The 14,913-nt window shown below is 71.6% G+C and carries 16 protein-coding genes; 10 read left to right on the forward strand and 6 right to left on the reverse strand.

Going from position 1 to position 14,913, the window contains the following annotated elements; genetic code table 11:
* Positions 1 to 163: 163 nt before the first annotated feature.
* The 5 genes from ACFWJX_RS38210 (at position 164) to ACFWJX_RS38230 (ending at position 3,730) form a co-directional block, all read left to right on the forward strand.
* Complete coding sequence (locus tag ACFWJX_RS38210) at positions 164 to 721, forward strand: DUF5134 domain-containing protein (protein WP_383251414.1); 558 nt, start codon at positions 164 to 166, stop codon at positions 719 to 721.
* A gap of 97 nt (positions 722 to 818) precedes the next feature.
* Positions 819 to 1,754 (forward strand): M56 family metallopeptidase, encoded by a 936-nt coding sequence (locus tag ACFWJX_RS38215; RefSeq protein ID WP_383251311.1) that lies wholly within the window; start codon positions 819 to 821, stop codon positions 1,752 to 1,754.
* Between the two features lie 54 nt (positions 1,755 to 1,808).
* Positions 1,809 to 2,480 carry a phosphatase PAP2 family protein gene (locus ACFWJX_RS38220; protein WP_383251313.1) on the forward strand — a complete coding sequence of 224 codons (672 nt, stop codon included), beginning with the start codon at positions 1,809 to 1,811 and terminating at the stop codon, positions 2,478 to 2,480.
* A 31-nt stretch (positions 2,481 to 2,511) separates the two neighbouring features.
* Positions 2,512 to 3,027, forward strand: a complete 516-nt coding sequence (locus ACFWJX_RS38225; RefSeq protein ID WP_383251315.1) for a hypothetical protein — start codon at positions 2,512 to 2,514, stop codon at positions 3,025 to 3,027.
* A gap of 10 nt (positions 3,028 to 3,037) precedes the next feature.
* On the forward strand, positions 3,038 to 3,730 hold the full coding sequence (locus ACFWJX_RS38230; RefSeq protein ID WP_383251317.1) for an HAD family hydrolase: 693 nt from the start codon (positions 3,038 to 3,040) through the stop codon (positions 3,728 to 3,730).
* Between the two features lie 56 nt (positions 3,731 to 3,786).
* On the opposite strand, the gene ACFWJX_RS38235 is transcribed toward ACFWJX_RS38230, so the two are convergent.
* On the reverse strand, positions 3,787 to 4,047 hold the full coding sequence (locus ACFWJX_RS38235; protein WP_383251319.1) for a DUF2630 family protein: 261 nt from the start codon (positions 4,045 to 4,047) through the stop codon (positions 3,787 to 3,789).
* A 320-nt stretch (positions 4,048 to 4,367) separates the two neighbouring features.
* On the opposite strand from ACFWJX_RS38235, the gene ACFWJX_RS38240 reads away from it, so the two are divergent.
* On the forward strand, positions 4,368 to 5,078 hold the full coding sequence (locus tag ACFWJX_RS38240) for a TetR/AcrR family transcriptional regulator (protein WP_383251320.1): 711 nt from the start codon (positions 4,368 to 4,370) through the stop codon (positions 5,076 to 5,078).
* Here ACFWJX_RS38240 and ACFWJX_RS38245 read toward each other — a convergent pair.
* On the reverse strand, positions 5,066 to 6,568 hold the full coding sequence (locus tag ACFWJX_RS38245) for an LVIVD repeat-containing protein (protein WP_383251322.1): 1,503 nt from the start codon (positions 6,566 to 6,568) through the stop codon (positions 5,066 to 5,068). The two genes, ACFWJX_RS38240 and ACFWJX_RS38245, sit on opposite strands and share 13 nt — an antisense overlap.
* Positions 6,569 to 6,768: 200 nt before the next feature.
* Here ACFWJX_RS38245 and ACFWJX_RS38250 point away from each other — a divergent pair, with 200 nt between their 5' ends.
* Positions 6,769 to 7,422, forward strand: a complete 654-nt coding sequence (locus tag ACFWJX_RS38250; protein WP_383251324.1) for a DUF305 domain-containing protein — start codon at positions 6,769 to 6,771, stop codon at positions 7,420 to 7,422.
* A gap of 18 nt (positions 7,423 to 7,440) precedes the next feature.
* Here ACFWJX_RS38250 and ACFWJX_RS38255 read toward each other — a convergent pair whose 3' ends face one another.
* Positions 7,441 to 7,947 carry a DUF6214 family protein gene (locus ACFWJX_RS38255; protein WP_383251416.1) on the reverse strand — a complete coding sequence of 169 codons (507 nt, stop codon included), beginning with the start codon at positions 7,945 to 7,947 and terminating at the stop codon, positions 7,441 to 7,443.
* A gap of 199 nt (positions 7,948 to 8,146) precedes the next feature.
* On the opposite strand from ACFWJX_RS38255, the gene ACFWJX_RS38260 reads away from it, so the two are divergent.
* Both ACFWJX_RS38260 and ACFWJX_RS38265 read left to right on the forward strand, forming a co-directional pair.
* Entirely contained in the window at positions 8,147 to 9,487 is a 1,341-nt protein-coding gene (locus tag ACFWJX_RS38260) for an FAD-dependent oxidoreductase (protein WP_383251326.1), read from the forward strand.
* Positions 9,488 to 9,650: 163 nt separating this feature from the next.
* Complete coding sequence (locus ACFWJX_RS38265; protein WP_383251328.1) at positions 9,651 to 11,039, forward strand: nucleobase:cation symporter-2 family protein; 1,389 nt, start codon at positions 9,651 to 9,653, stop codon at positions 11,037 to 11,039.
* Here the strand turns inward: ACFWJX_RS38265 and ACFWJX_RS38270 are convergent.
* Positions 10,959 to 11,312 carry an ArsR/SmtB family transcription factor gene (locus ACFWJX_RS38270; RefSeq protein WP_383251330.1) on the reverse strand — a complete coding sequence of 118 codons (354 nt, stop codon included), beginning with the start codon at positions 11,310 to 11,312 and terminating at the stop codon, positions 10,959 to 10,961. The genes ACFWJX_RS38265 and ACFWJX_RS38270 overlap by 81 nt on opposite strands.
* Before the next feature lie 119 nt (positions 11,313 to 11,431).
* Between ACFWJX_RS38270 and ACFWJX_RS38275 the strand changes: the two genes are divergently transcribed.
* Positions 11,432 to 12,511 carry an NADH:flavin oxidoreductase/NADH oxidase gene (locus ACFWJX_RS38275; RefSeq protein WP_383251332.1) on the forward strand — a complete coding sequence of 360 codons (1,080 nt, stop codon included), beginning with the start codon at positions 11,432 to 11,434 and terminating at the stop codon, positions 12,509 to 12,511.
* Between the two features lie 13 nt (positions 12,512 to 12,524).
* Here ACFWJX_RS38275 and ACFWJX_RS38280 read toward each other — a convergent pair whose 3' ends face one another.
* The gene (locus ACFWJX_RS38280; RefSeq protein WP_383251334.1) at positions 12,525 to 13,082 is read right to left on the reverse strand and encodes a DUF2087 domain-containing protein; all 558 of its coding nucleotides are present in this window, start codon (positions 13,080 to 13,082) and stop codon (positions 12,525 to 12,527) included.
* A gap of 107 nt (positions 13,083 to 13,189) precedes the next feature.
* Positions 13,190 to 14,614 (reverse strand): PHB depolymerase family esterase, encoded by a 1,425-nt coding sequence (locus tag ACFWJX_RS38285; protein WP_383251336.1) that lies wholly within the window; start codon positions 14,612 to 14,614, stop codon positions 13,190 to 13,192.
* Positions 14,615 to 14,913 lie beyond the last annotated feature (299 nt).

Here is a 14,913-nt window from a genome sequence, read left to right on the forward strand (position 1 = left end):
GGTGTTTTACTGGTGAAAGATCATGTCCGCGCTCTCCCCGGCCGCCCCCTCCTCACCCCCCGTGCTCCGTCGAATGCTCCCCGTGTACATCCTTGCGCTCGCGTGCGCGCCGCGTGCCGAGGGCATCGCATTCCTGGACCGTCCGTCGAGCGGGGAGGTGCGCGTGCACGGACCGGCTTCGCCCGGCTGGCTGCTGGTCGCGTTGTGTGCGGCGACCGGGGCCTACTGCCTGCTGCGGATGCGCAGCAGCGACGAGACACAGCGCCGGGCCGCGGGCGACGAGGCGCTCATGGGCTTCGGGATGGCCGTCATGGCGGTACCGGGCTCGGCGTTCACCCCGCCGGCGTGGGTGTGGCCGGTGTACGCGGTGCTGTTCGGCGGAGTCGCGCTGCGGGCCCTGTGGGTGGTCCGGACCGGGCCGCACCATCTGCATCACCTGGTGGGCGCCGCGGCCATGGTCTACATGGCGGCCGTGATGACCGCCTCCCCCACGGCCGGCCACGCGCACGGCGGCTCCGGGGTACCGCTGCTCACGGGCGGGCTGCTGGTGTACTTCACGGCGTACGTCCTCGTCGCCGGCGTACGGCTGCTGCCGGCGGCCGGAGTCACGGGGAGCCCCGCCGCGGGGCGTGCCCTGGCATGGGGCGACCGGCCCGAGCTGGCGCGGGCCTGCCGGCTGTCGATGGGGATCGGGATGCTCGCGATGCTGCTGACGATCTGAGGCCGTACCCCGATGCGGCGAGGGCACTCGTGGCCTACGTCACTTTGCCCTACCGAGCCGTACCCCTGAGCGGCACGGCGCTCATAGGGTGCTGACCATGATGGTCCCCGCGGTGCTGCTGGTGCTCGGTGCGCTGACCGCCGTCGTCGCTCCCCGGTTGCTCGCCCGCGCGGACTGGCCGGACCGTGAACCGGTGGTCGCGCTCTGGGTGTGGCAGTGCGTGGTGGCGGCGGTGCTGATGTGCTGCGCGCTGGCGATGACGCTGAGCGCGGCGGCCGCCTGGCAGGCGGTGCGCGGGCATGTCTTCGCGCCGGCCCCGCACGCGGTCGTCGAGGCGTACGCCCTGAGCGCGACCGGCCCCTGGGCGGCGACGACCGCGGTGGCCCTGGCGGGCGCCGGGCTGTGGAGCGGGGCGATGCTGGTCCGGGAGATCGCGGCGGCACGCAGCAGACTGCGTCACCAGCGGAACGAACTGAGCCTACGGGCACCGCTGTTGCCGGGCGAGGAGCCCGCGTCCGGGCGGCTCGTGGTGCTGGAGGGTGAGCGGTCGGACGCCTGGTGGCTGCCCGGCGGGGTGCCCCGACTCGTCGTCACCACAGCCGCGTTGCGCCGCCTGAAGGGCCGTCAGCTGGACGCGGTGCTGGCGCACGAGCAGGGGCACGCCCAGGCACGGCACGACTGGCTGCTGCACTGCTCGGCCGCGCTGGCCACCGGTTTCCCGCAGGTTCCGGTGTTCGCCGCGTTCCGCGCCGAGATGCACCGCCTGGTCGAGCTGGCCGCCGACGACACGGCCTCCCGCCGCTTCGGCCGGCTGACGACCGCGCTCGCCCTGGTCGAACTGAACGAGGACCGAGGCGTCTTCGGCACCTCGCCCGTCCCTCAGGCCCACGTCCCGCAGCGCGTGCACCGGCTGCTCACACCCGCGGACCGGCTCACGGCGGCCCACAGGCTGCGGCTGACGGCCGCGGCCTCGCTCGTCCCGGTGGTACCGGTACTGGTGACACTGGTGCCGGCGTTGCGGGCGCTCGGCTGAGAGAACCGGCCCCCGGGTTGGCTTCACACCCCTGAGTTCGGCAAGGATCACTACATGCACTCCCCCTCCGTCGACTCCCCGCCCGCCCCGTCGCCGTACCGCACAGCGGTCCGTACGGCGATCGTCCTGGGCCTGTGCTCGCTCGTGCTGCTGATCCTGGTGGCGGTCGAGTGGCATCCCCTGCTCTCCGTCGACGGAGACGTCTCCCGCACGACGCATCGCTGGGCCGTCGCCGACCCCGACGTCACCCACGCCTTCCGCATCCTGACGGACTGGGTCTGGGACCCGCTGACGATGCGACTGCTGTGCGCAGTGGTGGCGGTGTGGCTGGTGTGGCGGCGCGCGGCATGGTGGACGGCGGCGTGGCTGGTCACGGTGTCGGCGGTCGGCACGGTCCTCCAACAGGGCCTCAAAGCCGCGCTCGGCCGCGAACGCCCGGTGTGGACCGACCCCGTCGACTCTGCCCACTACGCGGCCTACCCTTCCGGCCACGCCCTCACGGCCACCGTGGTCCTGGGCCTCCTCCTGTGGCTCCTGCACCGCCACGGCGCCGGCGCAGCCCTGTGGCGTACGGCGGTGGCGGTGGCCGTCGTCTCGGTGGTGGGCGTCGGCCTGACCCGCGTCTGGCTGGGGGTGCACTGGCCCACGGACGTCCTCGGCGGCTGGCTCATGGGCGCGATGCTGGTGTCCCTGGCGATCGCGGCCCATGTGCGGTGGCGGCCTTGAGCCTGCCTCGACGCACATGCCGGTGGACGCCGTGAGCACGCCCGCCCGCCGGTACGGCTACGTGGGTCCGCCCGAGTTGCGGCAGGCCGTCGTCCCGGGCGCCGAGGGCCAGGTGATCCGCCGGGCCGCCGACCTCGACGCGTGGACGACCGGGCAGGACGGCGAGGAGACGTTCACCTTCGTCGTCGGGGCGGACGGCCTGCTGCGGCTCGCGCCCCGGCGCAGCGAACACGTCGCCTGCGCGGGCGGTCACGACGTTCTCGGCGCCGGGGAGATCACCCTGCGCCGGACGGGCGGCGGTCGGCGGGCGGACGAGGTCGGCAACCAGTTCACCGGCTACTGCCCCGACCCCGACTCCTGGCCGGCCGTCGCGTCCGCGCTGGACCACGCAGGCCTCGTGCGCCCCGAGGGTTTCACCCACGCGCTGGTGTTCCGCCGCTGCGAGCAGTGCCAGGAGAACAACGTGGTCCGCGAGGGCGTGTTCGTCTGCGCGTGCTGCGACGCCGACCTTCCGGCGGCGTGGAACCTGGGCTCGCCGCCTTCCTAAGATCAACTCCATGACTTCCACTGTGCTGTTCGACTTCTCCGGCACCCTCTTCCGCATCGAGTCCGCCGAGTCGTGGTTGCGGGCCGTGCTGGGTGCGGCCGGTGCCGTGCTGCCCGAGGGCGAGGTGGCGGAGACCGCGCGGGCGCTGGAGGCGGCCGGTGCGCTGCCCGGCGGGGCGTTTCCGGTGCGGGTGCCCGAGGAGTTGGCCGGGCTGTGGCGGGTGCGGGACGAGAGCGCGGAGCTGCACCGGGCCGCGTACACGGGGCTCTCCCGTCAGGTGCGGCTACCCGACCCGGCCCTGCACGAAGCGTTGTACGACCGGCACATGGAGCCGGCCGCCTGGGCGCCGTACCCGGACGCCCCGCAGGTGCTGAGCACCCTGCGCGAGCGCGGGGTCCGGGTGGGTGTGGTGAGCAACATCGGCTGGGATCTGCGGCCGGTGTTCCGCGCGCACGGCCTCGACGCGTACGTCGACACGTATGTGCTGTCGTACGAGCACGGGGTGCAGAAGCCCGACCCGCGGCTGTTCGTGACGGCGTGCGAGGCGCTCGGCGCCGATCCGCGCAGCACGCTGATGGTCGGCGACAGCCGGCCGGCCGACGGCGGGGCGGCGGCCCTCGGCTGCTCGGTGTACTTCGTCGACCACCTGCCGGCCGCCGAACGGCCGGACGGCCTGCGTCCGGTGCTGGACCTGGTGGGCTGACTCCTGGTGGGCCGAGTCCTCACGGGCTGAGCCCGACCTGCCGGGGTCAGGTCACGTCAGCTCCGGTAGCCCTCGACCTGCGACGCGGACCGCACCCGCGCCTCGTCCGGGTTCTCCCCGAACTCGGACTTGGCGCGCCGCTGGCGCAGCAGGTCCCAGCACTGGTCGAGGGCGCTTTCCAGCTCGCCGAGCCGCTGGTGTTCGGTGGCGTCGTCGATGCGGCCGGCCGCCAGCTCCTGCCGCAGCCTGCGCTCGTCCTCGACCATCGTCGTGATCCGGGTGAAGATCTCCCGGTCCTGTCCACTGTCGGCTGCCATGGCGGTACGCCCTCCTCGGCTCGGCACTCCTGCCCACTGTAGGGACGGCCCGGTCGGGCGGCGACCGATGAGGCGAAGGAGTGCGCTCAGGGACCAGAACCGGAAGAACGGAGCACCGGAGGCCGGGCACCGGACGAACCGGAACGACGGGAACCGTCCGAAAAGGAGCCTGAGGCCACCATCAGGGGAGAAGCACGCCCACTCTGGACGATCCCCCGCGTCGCCCAGAGCAGGCGGCCCCCGGTACGCCTCCGAAACGGAACCGACCGGGCTGCGCTGAGTATAGTTGGCTGGCAGCCAGTCAACGCAGGAGTTACAGCATGTCCCCGCGCAGCGCCTCGGTCAATGAAGAATTGCGTCGGCGTTCCCGGGAGCGGCTTCTCCAGGCGGCCGTCGAGCTGGTGAGCGAGCGCGGGTACGAGGCGACGACGCTCGGCGACATCGCGGACCGGGCGGGCTCGGCCCGCGGTCTGGTGTCGTACTACTTCCCGGGCAAGCGCCAGTTGGTGCAGTCGGCCGTGCACCGGCTGATGCACCGCACGCTCGAGGAGGCGCTGGAGCGCGAGCCGCACACCGGGGACGGCCGGGAGCGGATGGCGCGGGCCGTCGACGCGATCCTCGGCCTGGCCCGGGACCGGACGGTGCTGATGCGCCAGCACATGGCGGGGCTGCTCCAGGCGGAGGGGTTCGTGCGGTGCCCCGAGCAGCGGCGGCTGGCCGAACTGCTGCGGGACACGGTGGCCCGGCACGGCTCACAGGACGTCGACACCGACTATCCGATGCTGCGCTCCCTGCTCATGGGCTCCGTCTACGCGATGGTCCTGCCGAACGTGGGCATGCCCCTCACCCCGCTGCGGGCCGAGCTGTTCGCGCGCTACCGGCTGGACTGGGAGCAGGGGGTCCCGCCGGACACCGAGGCGCCCGGCGGGACGTGTGACACCGATTTCTCGCGTTTCTTCTCGACGGGACGGCCCGCCGCGAACCGGCCGCCCGCCGCGGACGAGCCGAAGCCCGTCGATCAGTCGAAGTAGTCCGGCTGCGTCTGGACGTTCAGCTCACGCAGTCGCACGTACTTCGCCGGGTCCGTGCGCCGGTCGTTGATCTTCAGCACGTCGAAGCCCTTGGCGATGTCGTTCGAGTAGATGTAACCGTTGTAGTAGTACGCCGACCAGGGGCCGGCGGTCGTCAGCCGCTCGGTGTTGACCGGGCCGCGCTCGAAGTAGGCGATCTCCTTCGGGCGGGCGGAGTCGGTGAAGTCCCAGACGGAGACGCCACCCTGGTACCAGGCCTGGACCATGATGTCCTTGCCCTTGACCGGGATCAGCGAGCCGTTGTGCGCGACACAGACCTCGGTCGGCGCCTGAGGGCGGTCGATCTTGAAGTAGCTGCGGAAGACGAGCTTGCGCTTGTCGCCCTTGCCGACGATGTCGTAGATGCCGTCGGCGCCCTTGTTCGGGCCGATCTCCGCGGTGCAGGTGGCCGCGCCGCCGCCGCCCAGCTCGTCGGTGAAGACGACCTTGTTCGCCTTCTGGTTGAAGGTCGCCGAATGCCAGAACGCGAAGTTCACGTTGTCCTGGACCTGGTCGATGATCTTCGGGTTCTCCGGGTCCTCGATCGAGAAGAGGATGCCGTCGCCCATGCAGGCTCCGGCCGCCAGGTCCTTGTCCGGCAGCACGGTGATGTCGTGGCAGCCGGTCGTCTTGGAGACACCGGGGTTGGTGGGCCCGCCCGGGTTGCCGCCGCCGTCCGGTCCCTCACCGGGGAACAGCACCGGGAAGTTCACGATCGCGGCCTTCTCCGGCGCCTTGCGCGGCACCTTGATGACCGAGATGCCGTCGTGCGGCGGCTGGCAGTCGGGGTAGGCCGCGTTGGGCGAGTACGACGAGACGTAGACGTAGACGTTCTTGCGCTCGGGCACCAGCGTGTGGGTGTGCGAACCGCAGGCGGTCTCGACGGCGGCGACGTACTTGGGGTTCGCCTTGTCGCTGATGTCGAAGACCTTCATGCCCTCCCAGGAGGACTTCTCGGTCACCGGCTGCGTGGTGCTGTTGCAACTGCTGTCGCTGCGCGAGGAGTCGGTGGACAGGAACAGCAGGTCGCCGGAGACGGAGATGTCGTTCTGCGAGCCGGGGCAGAGCACCTGGGAGACGGTCTTCGGGGCCTTCGGGTTGCTGATGTCGAAGACACGGAAGCCGTCGTAGTTGCCGGAGAAGGCGTACTTGCCCTGGAAGGCCAGGTCCGAGTTGGTGCCGGGCAGCACGTCCTTGGGGATGTTGGCGATGTGCTCGATGTTGGCGGAGTGGACGATCTCGTCCTGGCCGGGTATCTCGCCGTCGGCGATCGCCTCGGCCACCTCGGCCTGCGCGTTCTGGGACACTTCACGCTCCACGGCCGGGCCGTCCCCCGGGTCGGGGGTGGCGGCGGCCGGCACCGCCGCGAGCAGCGTGGCCAGGAGTCCGGCACAGGCCGCGGCAACTCCCAGGCGTCTGTGCCGCGTTCGGGATTGATTCAACAGGATCACTGCGTCCTCCCTCGTAGCCGTTCACGGGGAACGGTTCACGGTCCTCCGAAGTATCGTCTTCATCATGCACAGATCAACAGTCGGCAACGCATTCGTCATGAATGTTTTCGATCAGTAGGGCGCAGACTCGTACCAGGACGGTCCGGGACCGTCCGCTCACCCTTGGCCGGTTCTCAACCCGCCAGCACCTGGAGGTCGTTGTGTTCGTCCGCCGTGCGCCCTTTGTCGCCGCCGCACTGTTCGCCCTGGCTCTGACCGGCTGCGACTCCGGGTCGGACACCGGCTCGGGCGCGGCCGCAGGGCCCTCGGTGATCGCGCCGGGAAAGCCGGGCGAGGCCAACCGGACACTCTCCGCCCAGGACGCGGCCGACCAGCGCGTCGACGACGACACCCCCAACTCCGCGGACACCGACTTCGCCCGGATGATGATCGAGCACCACCGTCAGGCCCTGGAGATGACCGGACTCGCCGTCGAGCAGGCCGAGTCGGGGAAGCTCAAGGCGCTCGCATCCCGGATCACGGCCGCGCAGGGTCCGGAGATCCAGGCCATGGAGAGCTGGCTGGCGACCTACGGCAAGGACGGCGACGGCGGGACGGGCGACGGGCACGAGCACGCGGCCACGGCCGGGATGCCCGGGATGGCGACCGAGGCGCAGATGAAGAAGCTGCGGGCGGCGAGCGGCAAGGCCTTCGACCAGCTGTTCCTGACCTTGATGATCACGCACCACGAGGGTGCCGTCACGATGGCCGCGGACGTCAAGGCACAGGGGAACAACGTACGGATCGAGGAGATGGCGGACGACGTCGTCGCGGAGCAGACGACGGAGATCGCACGGATGCGCGCGATGCTCTGACGGACCGCGCTGCCCTGTTCAGCGGCGTGCGTGACGTGGCGTCAGGAAACCGGCGTCACGCGCTTGCGCGATCATTCTGAGGGATCTGCGCCGGCTGTGCCCGGTCGCCCGCATGACGGCGAGCACGGGGTCGACACCCTCGTCCTGCGCCGCGCGGTACTCCTCCGCGACCCGCCGACGGCCGTCGATCCCGCGCGGCCATACGGGCCGGGCCCGCCGGGCGCCGGAGATCCCGGCCGGAATCCCCCCGTCCGGCTCATCCGGCCAGTCCGGCCCATCCGGCGACGGTGGCTCCCGGCCGCTGCCGCACCGCTCGAAGAGCGGCTCCTCGATCCACTCCGCGAGCACGGTCAGGTCGCCCAGGGAAAGCGCCGGCCAGGCCCTGACGTCCTCGACCGAGACGGTCTCCGCGCGGACGACCGCCAGCACCTCGACGCACGCCTCATCCGGGAACGCCAGCCGCACGGTGTACCAGGACGTCGGCTCCCCGTCCTCCCGGACTTCCCACGCGGGCCACACGGACACCGTGCCGTCCTCGGCGCGGCGGCCGGAAAGATTGAGAAACGATGTTTCCATCACACACGCAAAGTAACCGCATGATCACTTTGCCTACGAACGGACACGCACGCCCGGTCGGCGCGGCACCCTGTCAGCGGAGCCCCTGCGGTGCCATGCTGGAAGCGTCAGCGCTCTCCTGCGTCCCCCTGGGGTAAGGAGTTCGGCCGTGCTGCGTGTCGCCGTCGTCGGCTCCGGGCCGAGTGGGGTCTACAGCGCCCAGAGCCTCGTCCAGCAGGACCCCGACGTGCTCGTCGACGTCCTCGACCGGCTGCCCTGCCCGTACGGACTCGTGCGGTACGGCGTCGCCCCCGACCACGAGAAGATCAAGTCGCTCCAGCAGAACCTGCGTACGGTCCTGGAGCACGAGCGGGTGCGTTTCCTCGGCGGGGTGCGGGTCGGGGCGGACGGGGTGTCGGTGGCGCGGCTGCGGGAGCTGTACCACGCGGTGGTGTACTGCGTGGGCGCGGCGGCGGACCGGCGGCTGGGGGTCCCCGGCGAGGATCTGCCGGGGAGCTTCTCGGCGACGGAGTTCGTGGCCTGGTACAGCGCCCATCCGGACGTCGCGGCCGACGGTTTCGTGGCCGGCGCCCGATCCGCCGTGGTGGTCGGGATGGGCAATGTCGCCGTGGACGTCACCCGCATCCTGGCGCGCGGCGCGGCGGAGCTGAGCCCGACCGACATGCCGCAGGCGGCGCTCTCCGCGCTGGCCGCGAGCGAGGTGGGCGACATCCACATGGTGGGGCGGCGCGGCCCCGCCCAGGCCCGCTTCACCACCAAGGAGCTGCGGGAACTGGGCACCCTTCCGGACACGGACGTACTCGTCGACGAGGCGGAACTGGCGTTGGACCCGGCGTACGCCGACCCGTCCGCGCTGCCGGCGGCCCAGCGCCGCAACGTCGAGGTGCTGCGCGGCTGGGCGGTCGCACCGCCACGGGGTCTGCGGCGCCGTATTCACCTGCGTTTCTTCCTGCGGCCCGGCGAACTGCTCGCCGGTGAGGGAGGCCGGGTGGGTGCCGTGCGCTTCGAGCGGACCGCGCCCGACGGGCACGGCGGGGTGACGGGGACCGGCCGGTTCGAGGAGATCGGGGCCCAGTTGGTGCTGCGGTCGGTGGGCTACCGGGGAGTGCCGCTGGAGGGGCTGCCGTTCGACGCGGAGCGGGGCACGGTGCCGCAGCTCGCGGGGCGGGTGCTGCGGGAGGGGGCTCCCTCGCCGGGCGAGTACGTGGCGGGCTGGATCAAGCGCGGCCCGACCGGTGTCATCGGCACCAACCGGCCGTGCGCCAAGGAGACGGTGGCGTCCCTGCTGGCGGACTTCCCCGCGCTCGCCCGGCGGGAGCTGCCCGGTGACCCGCTCAGGATGCTCCGGGAGGCCGGGGCCGAGCCGGTCGCATGGGCGGGGTGGCTGGCGATCGAGCGGGCCGAGGCGGCTCTGGGCGCCTCGCTGGGGCGGGGCGTGGTGAAGCTGCCGGACTGGGCCGCGCTGCGGTCCGCGGCGGGCCGGGCCTAGGGGTCCCGTCCGGACGGCGCGGCCAGATCGTTGTAAAGGACACACAGCCGCAACGTCCGTGAAATCAACAAACTGTTCAAGCCTCGTACGGTCTCGTGCTGTCCGGATCTCGCCGCTCCCGCCCCCTCTCCCGTTCCCCGTCTCCCGCCGCTCTGGAGTGCCCATGGCCACGACCGCGCCCGTTCATCCCGTCGACGAGGTGCCGCCCGCACGGCAGTTGGCCGCCTTCGGCCTCCAGCATGTGCTCGCGATGTACGCGGGCGCGGTGGCCGTGCCGCTGATCGTGGGCGGCGCGATGAAGCTGTCTCCCGCCGACCTGGCGTATCTGATCACCGCGGACCTGCTGGTGTGCGGTATCGCGACGCTCATCCAGTGCGTGGGCTTCTGGCGCTTCGGCGTACGGCTGCCGATCATGCAGGGCTGTACGTTCGCGGCCGTGTCGCCGATGGTGCTGATCGGCACGACGGGCGGCGGACTGCCGGCGATCTACGGCTCGGTGATCGTGGCCGGGCTCGCGATCGTGCTGCTGGCGCCCGTGTTCGGCCGGCTGCTGAGGTTCTTCCCGCCGCTCGTCACCGGCACGGTGATCCTGGTCATCGGCGTCTCGTTGCTGCCGGTCGCGGGCAACTGGGCCGCGGGCGGGGCCGGTTCGGCGGACTTCGGGGAGCCGAAGAACATCGCGCTCGCCGCCTTCGTGCTGGCGGTGGTGCTGGGCGTGCAACGGTTCGCGCCGGTCTTCCTGAGCCGGATCGCGGTGCTGATCGGCATAGTGGTGGGTCTCGCGGTCGCCGTGCCCTTCGGCTTCACGGACTTCGGCGGCATCGGCGACGCCGACTGGGTCGGGATCAGCACGCCGTTCCACTTCGGGGCGCCGACCTTCGAGGCGTCGGCGATCATCTCGATGCTGGTCGTGGCACTGGTGTGCATGACGGAGACCACGGGTGACTTCATCGCGGTCGGCGAGATGACCGGCCGCAAGGTCGACCGGCGCTCCCTCTCCGACGGACTGCGCGCCGACGGACTGTCGACCGTGCTGGGCGGCGTCTTCAACACCTTTCCCTACACGGCGTACGCGCAGAACGTGGGGCTGGTGGGCATGACCCGGGTGCGCAGCCGCTGGGTCGTCGCCGCGGCCGGCGGCGTCCTGGTCCTGCTCGGCCTGCTGCCCAAGCTGGGCGCGGTCGTGGCCGCCGTTCCGGCGCCGGTTCTCGGCGGCGCGGGCCTGGTGATGTTCGGGACGGTCGCGGCGAGCGGTCTGCGGACGCTGGCCGAGGTCGACTTCGAGGGCAACCACAATCTGACCGTGGTCGCCGTGTCGGTGGCGATGGGCGTGCTGCCGGTGGGCGTACCGACGATCTACGAGAAGTTCCCCGACTGGTTCCAGACGGTGATGAACAGCGGCATCAGCGCGGGCTGTGTGACCGCGATCGTGCTGAACCTGCTGTTCAACCACCTTCCGGGGAAGGCGGGTTCACCCGTCGCGGAGCCGGCCGGACTCGCGGGCGGCGGCGTCGAGGACCGCGTCGAGAAGCCCCGGGAAGAGGTCGTCTAGATCCTCCTTGCGCAGGCCGTTCATCTTGGCCGTGCCCCGGTAGACCTGCCGGACGACACCGGCCTCGCGCAGCACCCGGAAGTGGTGCGTGGTGGTCGACTTGGTGACCGGCAGGTCGAAGTGCGAACAGGACAGCTCGTCGCCGCCGGCGGCGAGCTCTCGCACGATCCGCAGCCGCATCTGATCGGAGAGCGCGTGCAGTACGGCCTCCAGGCGGATCTCCTCGCGCCCCGGATGCGGGAGATCACGACTGCTCACTGCGGGGGCGGTCACGGCGGCTCCACTTCGTCGGGGACCTTCATTGTACGAGACTCCTCGTAGTTTGACATCCGGCGTACTACGATGCCTATCGTACGAGTCGACCACCGGCCCCGTGACGAATGGAGTCCGCCGTGAGCGCGCTCTTCCAGCCCTACTCCCTGCGCGAAGTGACCATCCCCAACCGGGTGTGGATGCCGCCCATGTGCCAGTACTCGGCCGCACCCGAAGGTCCACTGACCGGCGCCCCCACCGACTGGCACTTCGCGCACTACGCGGCCCGCGCGACGGGCGGCACCGGCCTGATCATCGTCGAGGCCACCGCCGTGTCCCCGGAGGGCCGGATCTCGCCGTACGACCTCGGCATCTGGAACGACACCCAGGTCGAGGCGTTCCGCCGGATCACCCGCTTCCTCGTCGAGCAGGGCACCGTCCCGGCCGTCCAGCTCGCCCATGCCGGACGCAAGGCCTCTACCGACCGGCCCTGGAAGGGCGGGGCGCCCGTGGGTCCGCAGGCGCACGGATGGCAGCCGGTGGGCCCGAGCGCGGTTCCCTTCGCCGAGGACCACCCGGTGCCGACCGAACTGACCACGACCCGGATCGGCGAGATCGTCGGCGAGTTCGCGGACGCGGCCCGTCGCGCCCTCGCCGCCGGCTTCGAGATCGCCGAGATCCACGGCGCCCACGGCTACCTCATCGGCAACTTCCTCTCCCCGCACTCGAATCACCGCACCGACGAGTACGGCGGCTCCTACGAGAACCGCACCCGGTTCGCCCTCGAGGTCGTCGACGCCGTACGGGCGGTGTGGCCCGACGACAAGCCGTTGTTCTTCCGCATCTCCGCGACCGACTGGCTGGAAAAGGACGGCTGGACGTCCGACGAGACGGTCCGCCTCGCCCGTGAGCTGCACGCGCACGGCGTGGACCTGCTGGACGTGTCCACCGGCGGCAACGCGTCGGGCGTGCGCATCCCGGTCGGCCCCGGCTACCAGGTTCCGTTCGCCGCCCGGGTGAAGGCCGAGACGCCGATGCCGGTCGCCGCGGTGGGCCTGATCACCGACGCCGAGCAGGCCGGGAAGATCCTCGCCAACGGCGAGGCCGACGCGGTGCTGCTCGGCCGCGAGCTGCTGCGCAACCCGTCCTGGGCGCGGCAGGCGGCACGCGAGGCAGGCGCCGAGGTCCGGGTGCCGGACCAGTACCACCGGTCCGTGTAAGCCTGCGGCCCGCTCAGCCGAGCGGTGCGGTGTCCTCGGGCGAACGGCGGTAGACACCGTCGTGCCGGTCCAGGTGGTGCAGGTCGACCAGGTAGCGGCGGAGCGTGACGTGGTCGGCCGCGCCGCCCTCGCACCAGCCGCGCAGCCGGTCGTCGACCTCCCGCTCGGAGTACTCCCGGCCGGCCTCGAAGCTGCGCTCCGCGAGGTGACGCAGGACGACTTTCCTGCGTTCCCACTGGGCGGGCAGCCGCACCAGCCGGCCTTCGCGGACGAACGTCCGCAGCACGGTCTCGGCCCGTGCGTCCCCGGTGCCGTGGTCCTGGGGCGGGCCGGACCCGGCCGCCGCGCGGGCCAGGTCCCGGAAACGGTCGTAGGACACGGCGAGCCCGCCGTCGTCCGAGACGACGATCTCGCGGTCCTCCAGCCGGCGCAGCGCGCCGACCGCGTCCCTGGTCGCCAGCCCGGTCCGCTCGGCGACCTCCGCGGCGCTCGTGGCGCCCAGCGCCACGGCGGCGAAGACACGGACCCGCGTCTCGTCGGCGAACAGCCTCACCACGTCGTCGGCCGTCATACGTATGTCTCCGTCCCTCCGGGGCGGGGGCCCCGGTCGCGGCGACGCTACTTCGCCCGCCCGCTCCCCCGCCCGCGAATTGCCGCGCCGTGCTGCGGCGACCGGCGTCAACCCACGAGACACTCCGTCCCGTTGAGCGTGAAGGAGGCGGGCGCCCTGCTGTCGCCCGCATGGCTCGCCTGGTAGCCGAGGGTGACGCTCGCGTTCGGCGCGATCGTGCCGTTGTACGACGCGTTCGTGGCCGTCACCGTCCCGGAGGCCGGCGTGTACGTGGCGCCCCAGCCGTTGGTGACGGTCTGCCCGGTGGGCAGGGTGAAGCCGAGCCGCCAGCCGTTCACCACAGCGGTGCCGGTGTTGGTGAGCGTCACCGAGGCGGTCAGGCCGGTGTTCCACGCGCTGGTGGACACGGTCACCTTGCAGGCGCCGGCCGGCTGGGGACCCGGTCCCGGGTCACCGCCCGCGTCCAGGCCGAAGAAGGTGAGCACCTTGTCGGCCATGCCCCACGCGTAGAGGTTGTGTCCGACGCCCTGGAGACTGACGGCCTCCACGGGAGCCTGGTCACCGGTGGACCCGTAGCGGGTGCGGATCCAGCCGGCCTGCGGCGAGTCGGTCGCGGCCGGGGTCTGGCCGATCCCCCGCACCTCGGTCCACTGCTCGATCTCCTCGCCGAAGTTGGCGTAGCGCAGCACGTCGTCCTCGGTGCCGTGCCACACCTGCATGCGCGGTCGGGGTCCGGTGTAGCCGGGGTACGCGCCTCGCACGAGGTCGCCCCACTGCTGCGGGGTGCGGTTGACCGTGCCGCCGGAGCACGCGCTGTTCCACTCGGAGCCGTCCGTGGTGGCGAAGCAGCCGAACGGGACCCCGGAGAACGCGGCGCCCGCCGCGAACACGTCGGGATAGTCGCCGAGCAGGACGTTGGTCATCATCGCCCCGGAGGAGATACCGGTGGCGAACACCCGCGAGGGGTCGGCGGAGTATGCGGCGCTCACCCAGTCGATCATCGACTTGATGCCGACGGGGTCGCTGCCGCCGTCGCGCCGGAGCGCCTGCGGCGAGGAGACGTCGAAGCACTTGCTGCTGCGGGTGACGGACGGATAGACGATCAGGAAGCCGTACCGGTCGGCGAGTCGGGCGTACTCGGTGCCGGAGTGCATGGCCGGTCCTGAGCCGCCGCACCAGTGCACGGCGACGAGGACGGCCGGGTGGGCGGTGACGCCGGCCGGCGCGTACACGTACATCTGGAGGTTGCTGGGGTTGGCGCCGAAACCGGTGACCTCGGTGAGGGTGGCCGGCGGAACGGCCGCCACCGGGGCGGACTGCGGTCGGGCGGCGGCGGTGGGGACGGCGAGGAGAACGCCGGTGAGGAGGAGCACCAGCACCGCGAGTACCGAACGCAGCGCTCCCCTGGGGAAGTCGGTGGTGATCACGTTGGTCCCTTCTGTTGGCGGCTCGTCGTGCGCGGAAGGAGGGTTCAACAGGCGGAGTTCGTCCGCCAGGGCGCCGGAGAACGTACGCGTGCGCGGAGTCGGCATTCGACTCTCTCTCCGAAACGGATGGGAAGCGTCCGAACCGCATAGTGACATGCACACGCCGTCCGTGGAAGCGCTCCCACGGCCATACCGAGGAAGCTCTTGCCGCCGGCCCGCGTGGCCGGATGTCTTCTGCGCGAAGCGTTGACTAGAAAGCGCTTGCCCCCTACCTTCCGTTCAGGAGTGTGGACGAGCCGCTCACAGTGACCCACCCAGTCCTCACTCTGCGCGCAACTGGTTCAGGAACGCATACATCGTTCACATACGCGATCCGCGGTCGCGTCGGCGATCTCCGGCGCGAC

The sequence above is a fragment of the Streptomyces sp. NPDC058335 genome, assembly GCF_042723915.1.
In the GTDB taxonomy this organism is placed as follows: Bacteria; Actinomycetota; Actinomycetes; order Streptomycetales; family Streptomycetaceae; genus Streptomyces.

Coding starts and splice junctions, on each gene's coding strand:
- ACFWJX_RS38215 (WP_383251311.1), top strand. CDS start 819: ATGATGGTCCCCGCGGTGCTGCTGGTGCTCGGTGCGCTGACCGCCGTC.
- ACFWJX_RS38220 (WP_383251313.1), top strand. CDS start 1,809: ATGCACTCCCCCTCCGTCGACTCCCCGCCCGCCCCGTCGCCGTACCGC.
- ACFWJX_RS38230 (WP_383251317.1), top strand. CDS start 3,038: ATGACTTCCACTGTGCTGTTCGACTTCTCCGGCACCCTCTTCCGCATC.
- ACFWJX_RS38235 (WP_383251319.1), bottom strand. CDS start 4,047: ATGGCAGCCGACAGTGGACAGGACCGGGAGATCTTCACCCGGATCACG.
- ACFWJX_RS38240 (WP_383251320.1), top strand. CDS start 4,368: ATGTCCCCGCGCAGCGCCTCGGTCAATGAAGAATTGCGTCGGCGTTCC.
- ACFWJX_RS38265 (WP_383251328.1), top strand. CDS start 9,651: ATGGCCACGACCGCGCCCGTTCATCCCGTCGACGAGGTGCCGCCCGCA.
- ACFWJX_RS38280 (WP_383251334.1), bottom strand. CDS start 13,082: ATGACGGCCGACGACGTGGTGAGGCTGTTCGCCGACGAGACGCGGGTC.
- ACFWJX_RS38285 (WP_383251336.1), bottom strand. CDS start 14,614: ATGCCGACTCCGCGCACGCGTACGTTCTCCGGCGCCCTGGCGGACGAA.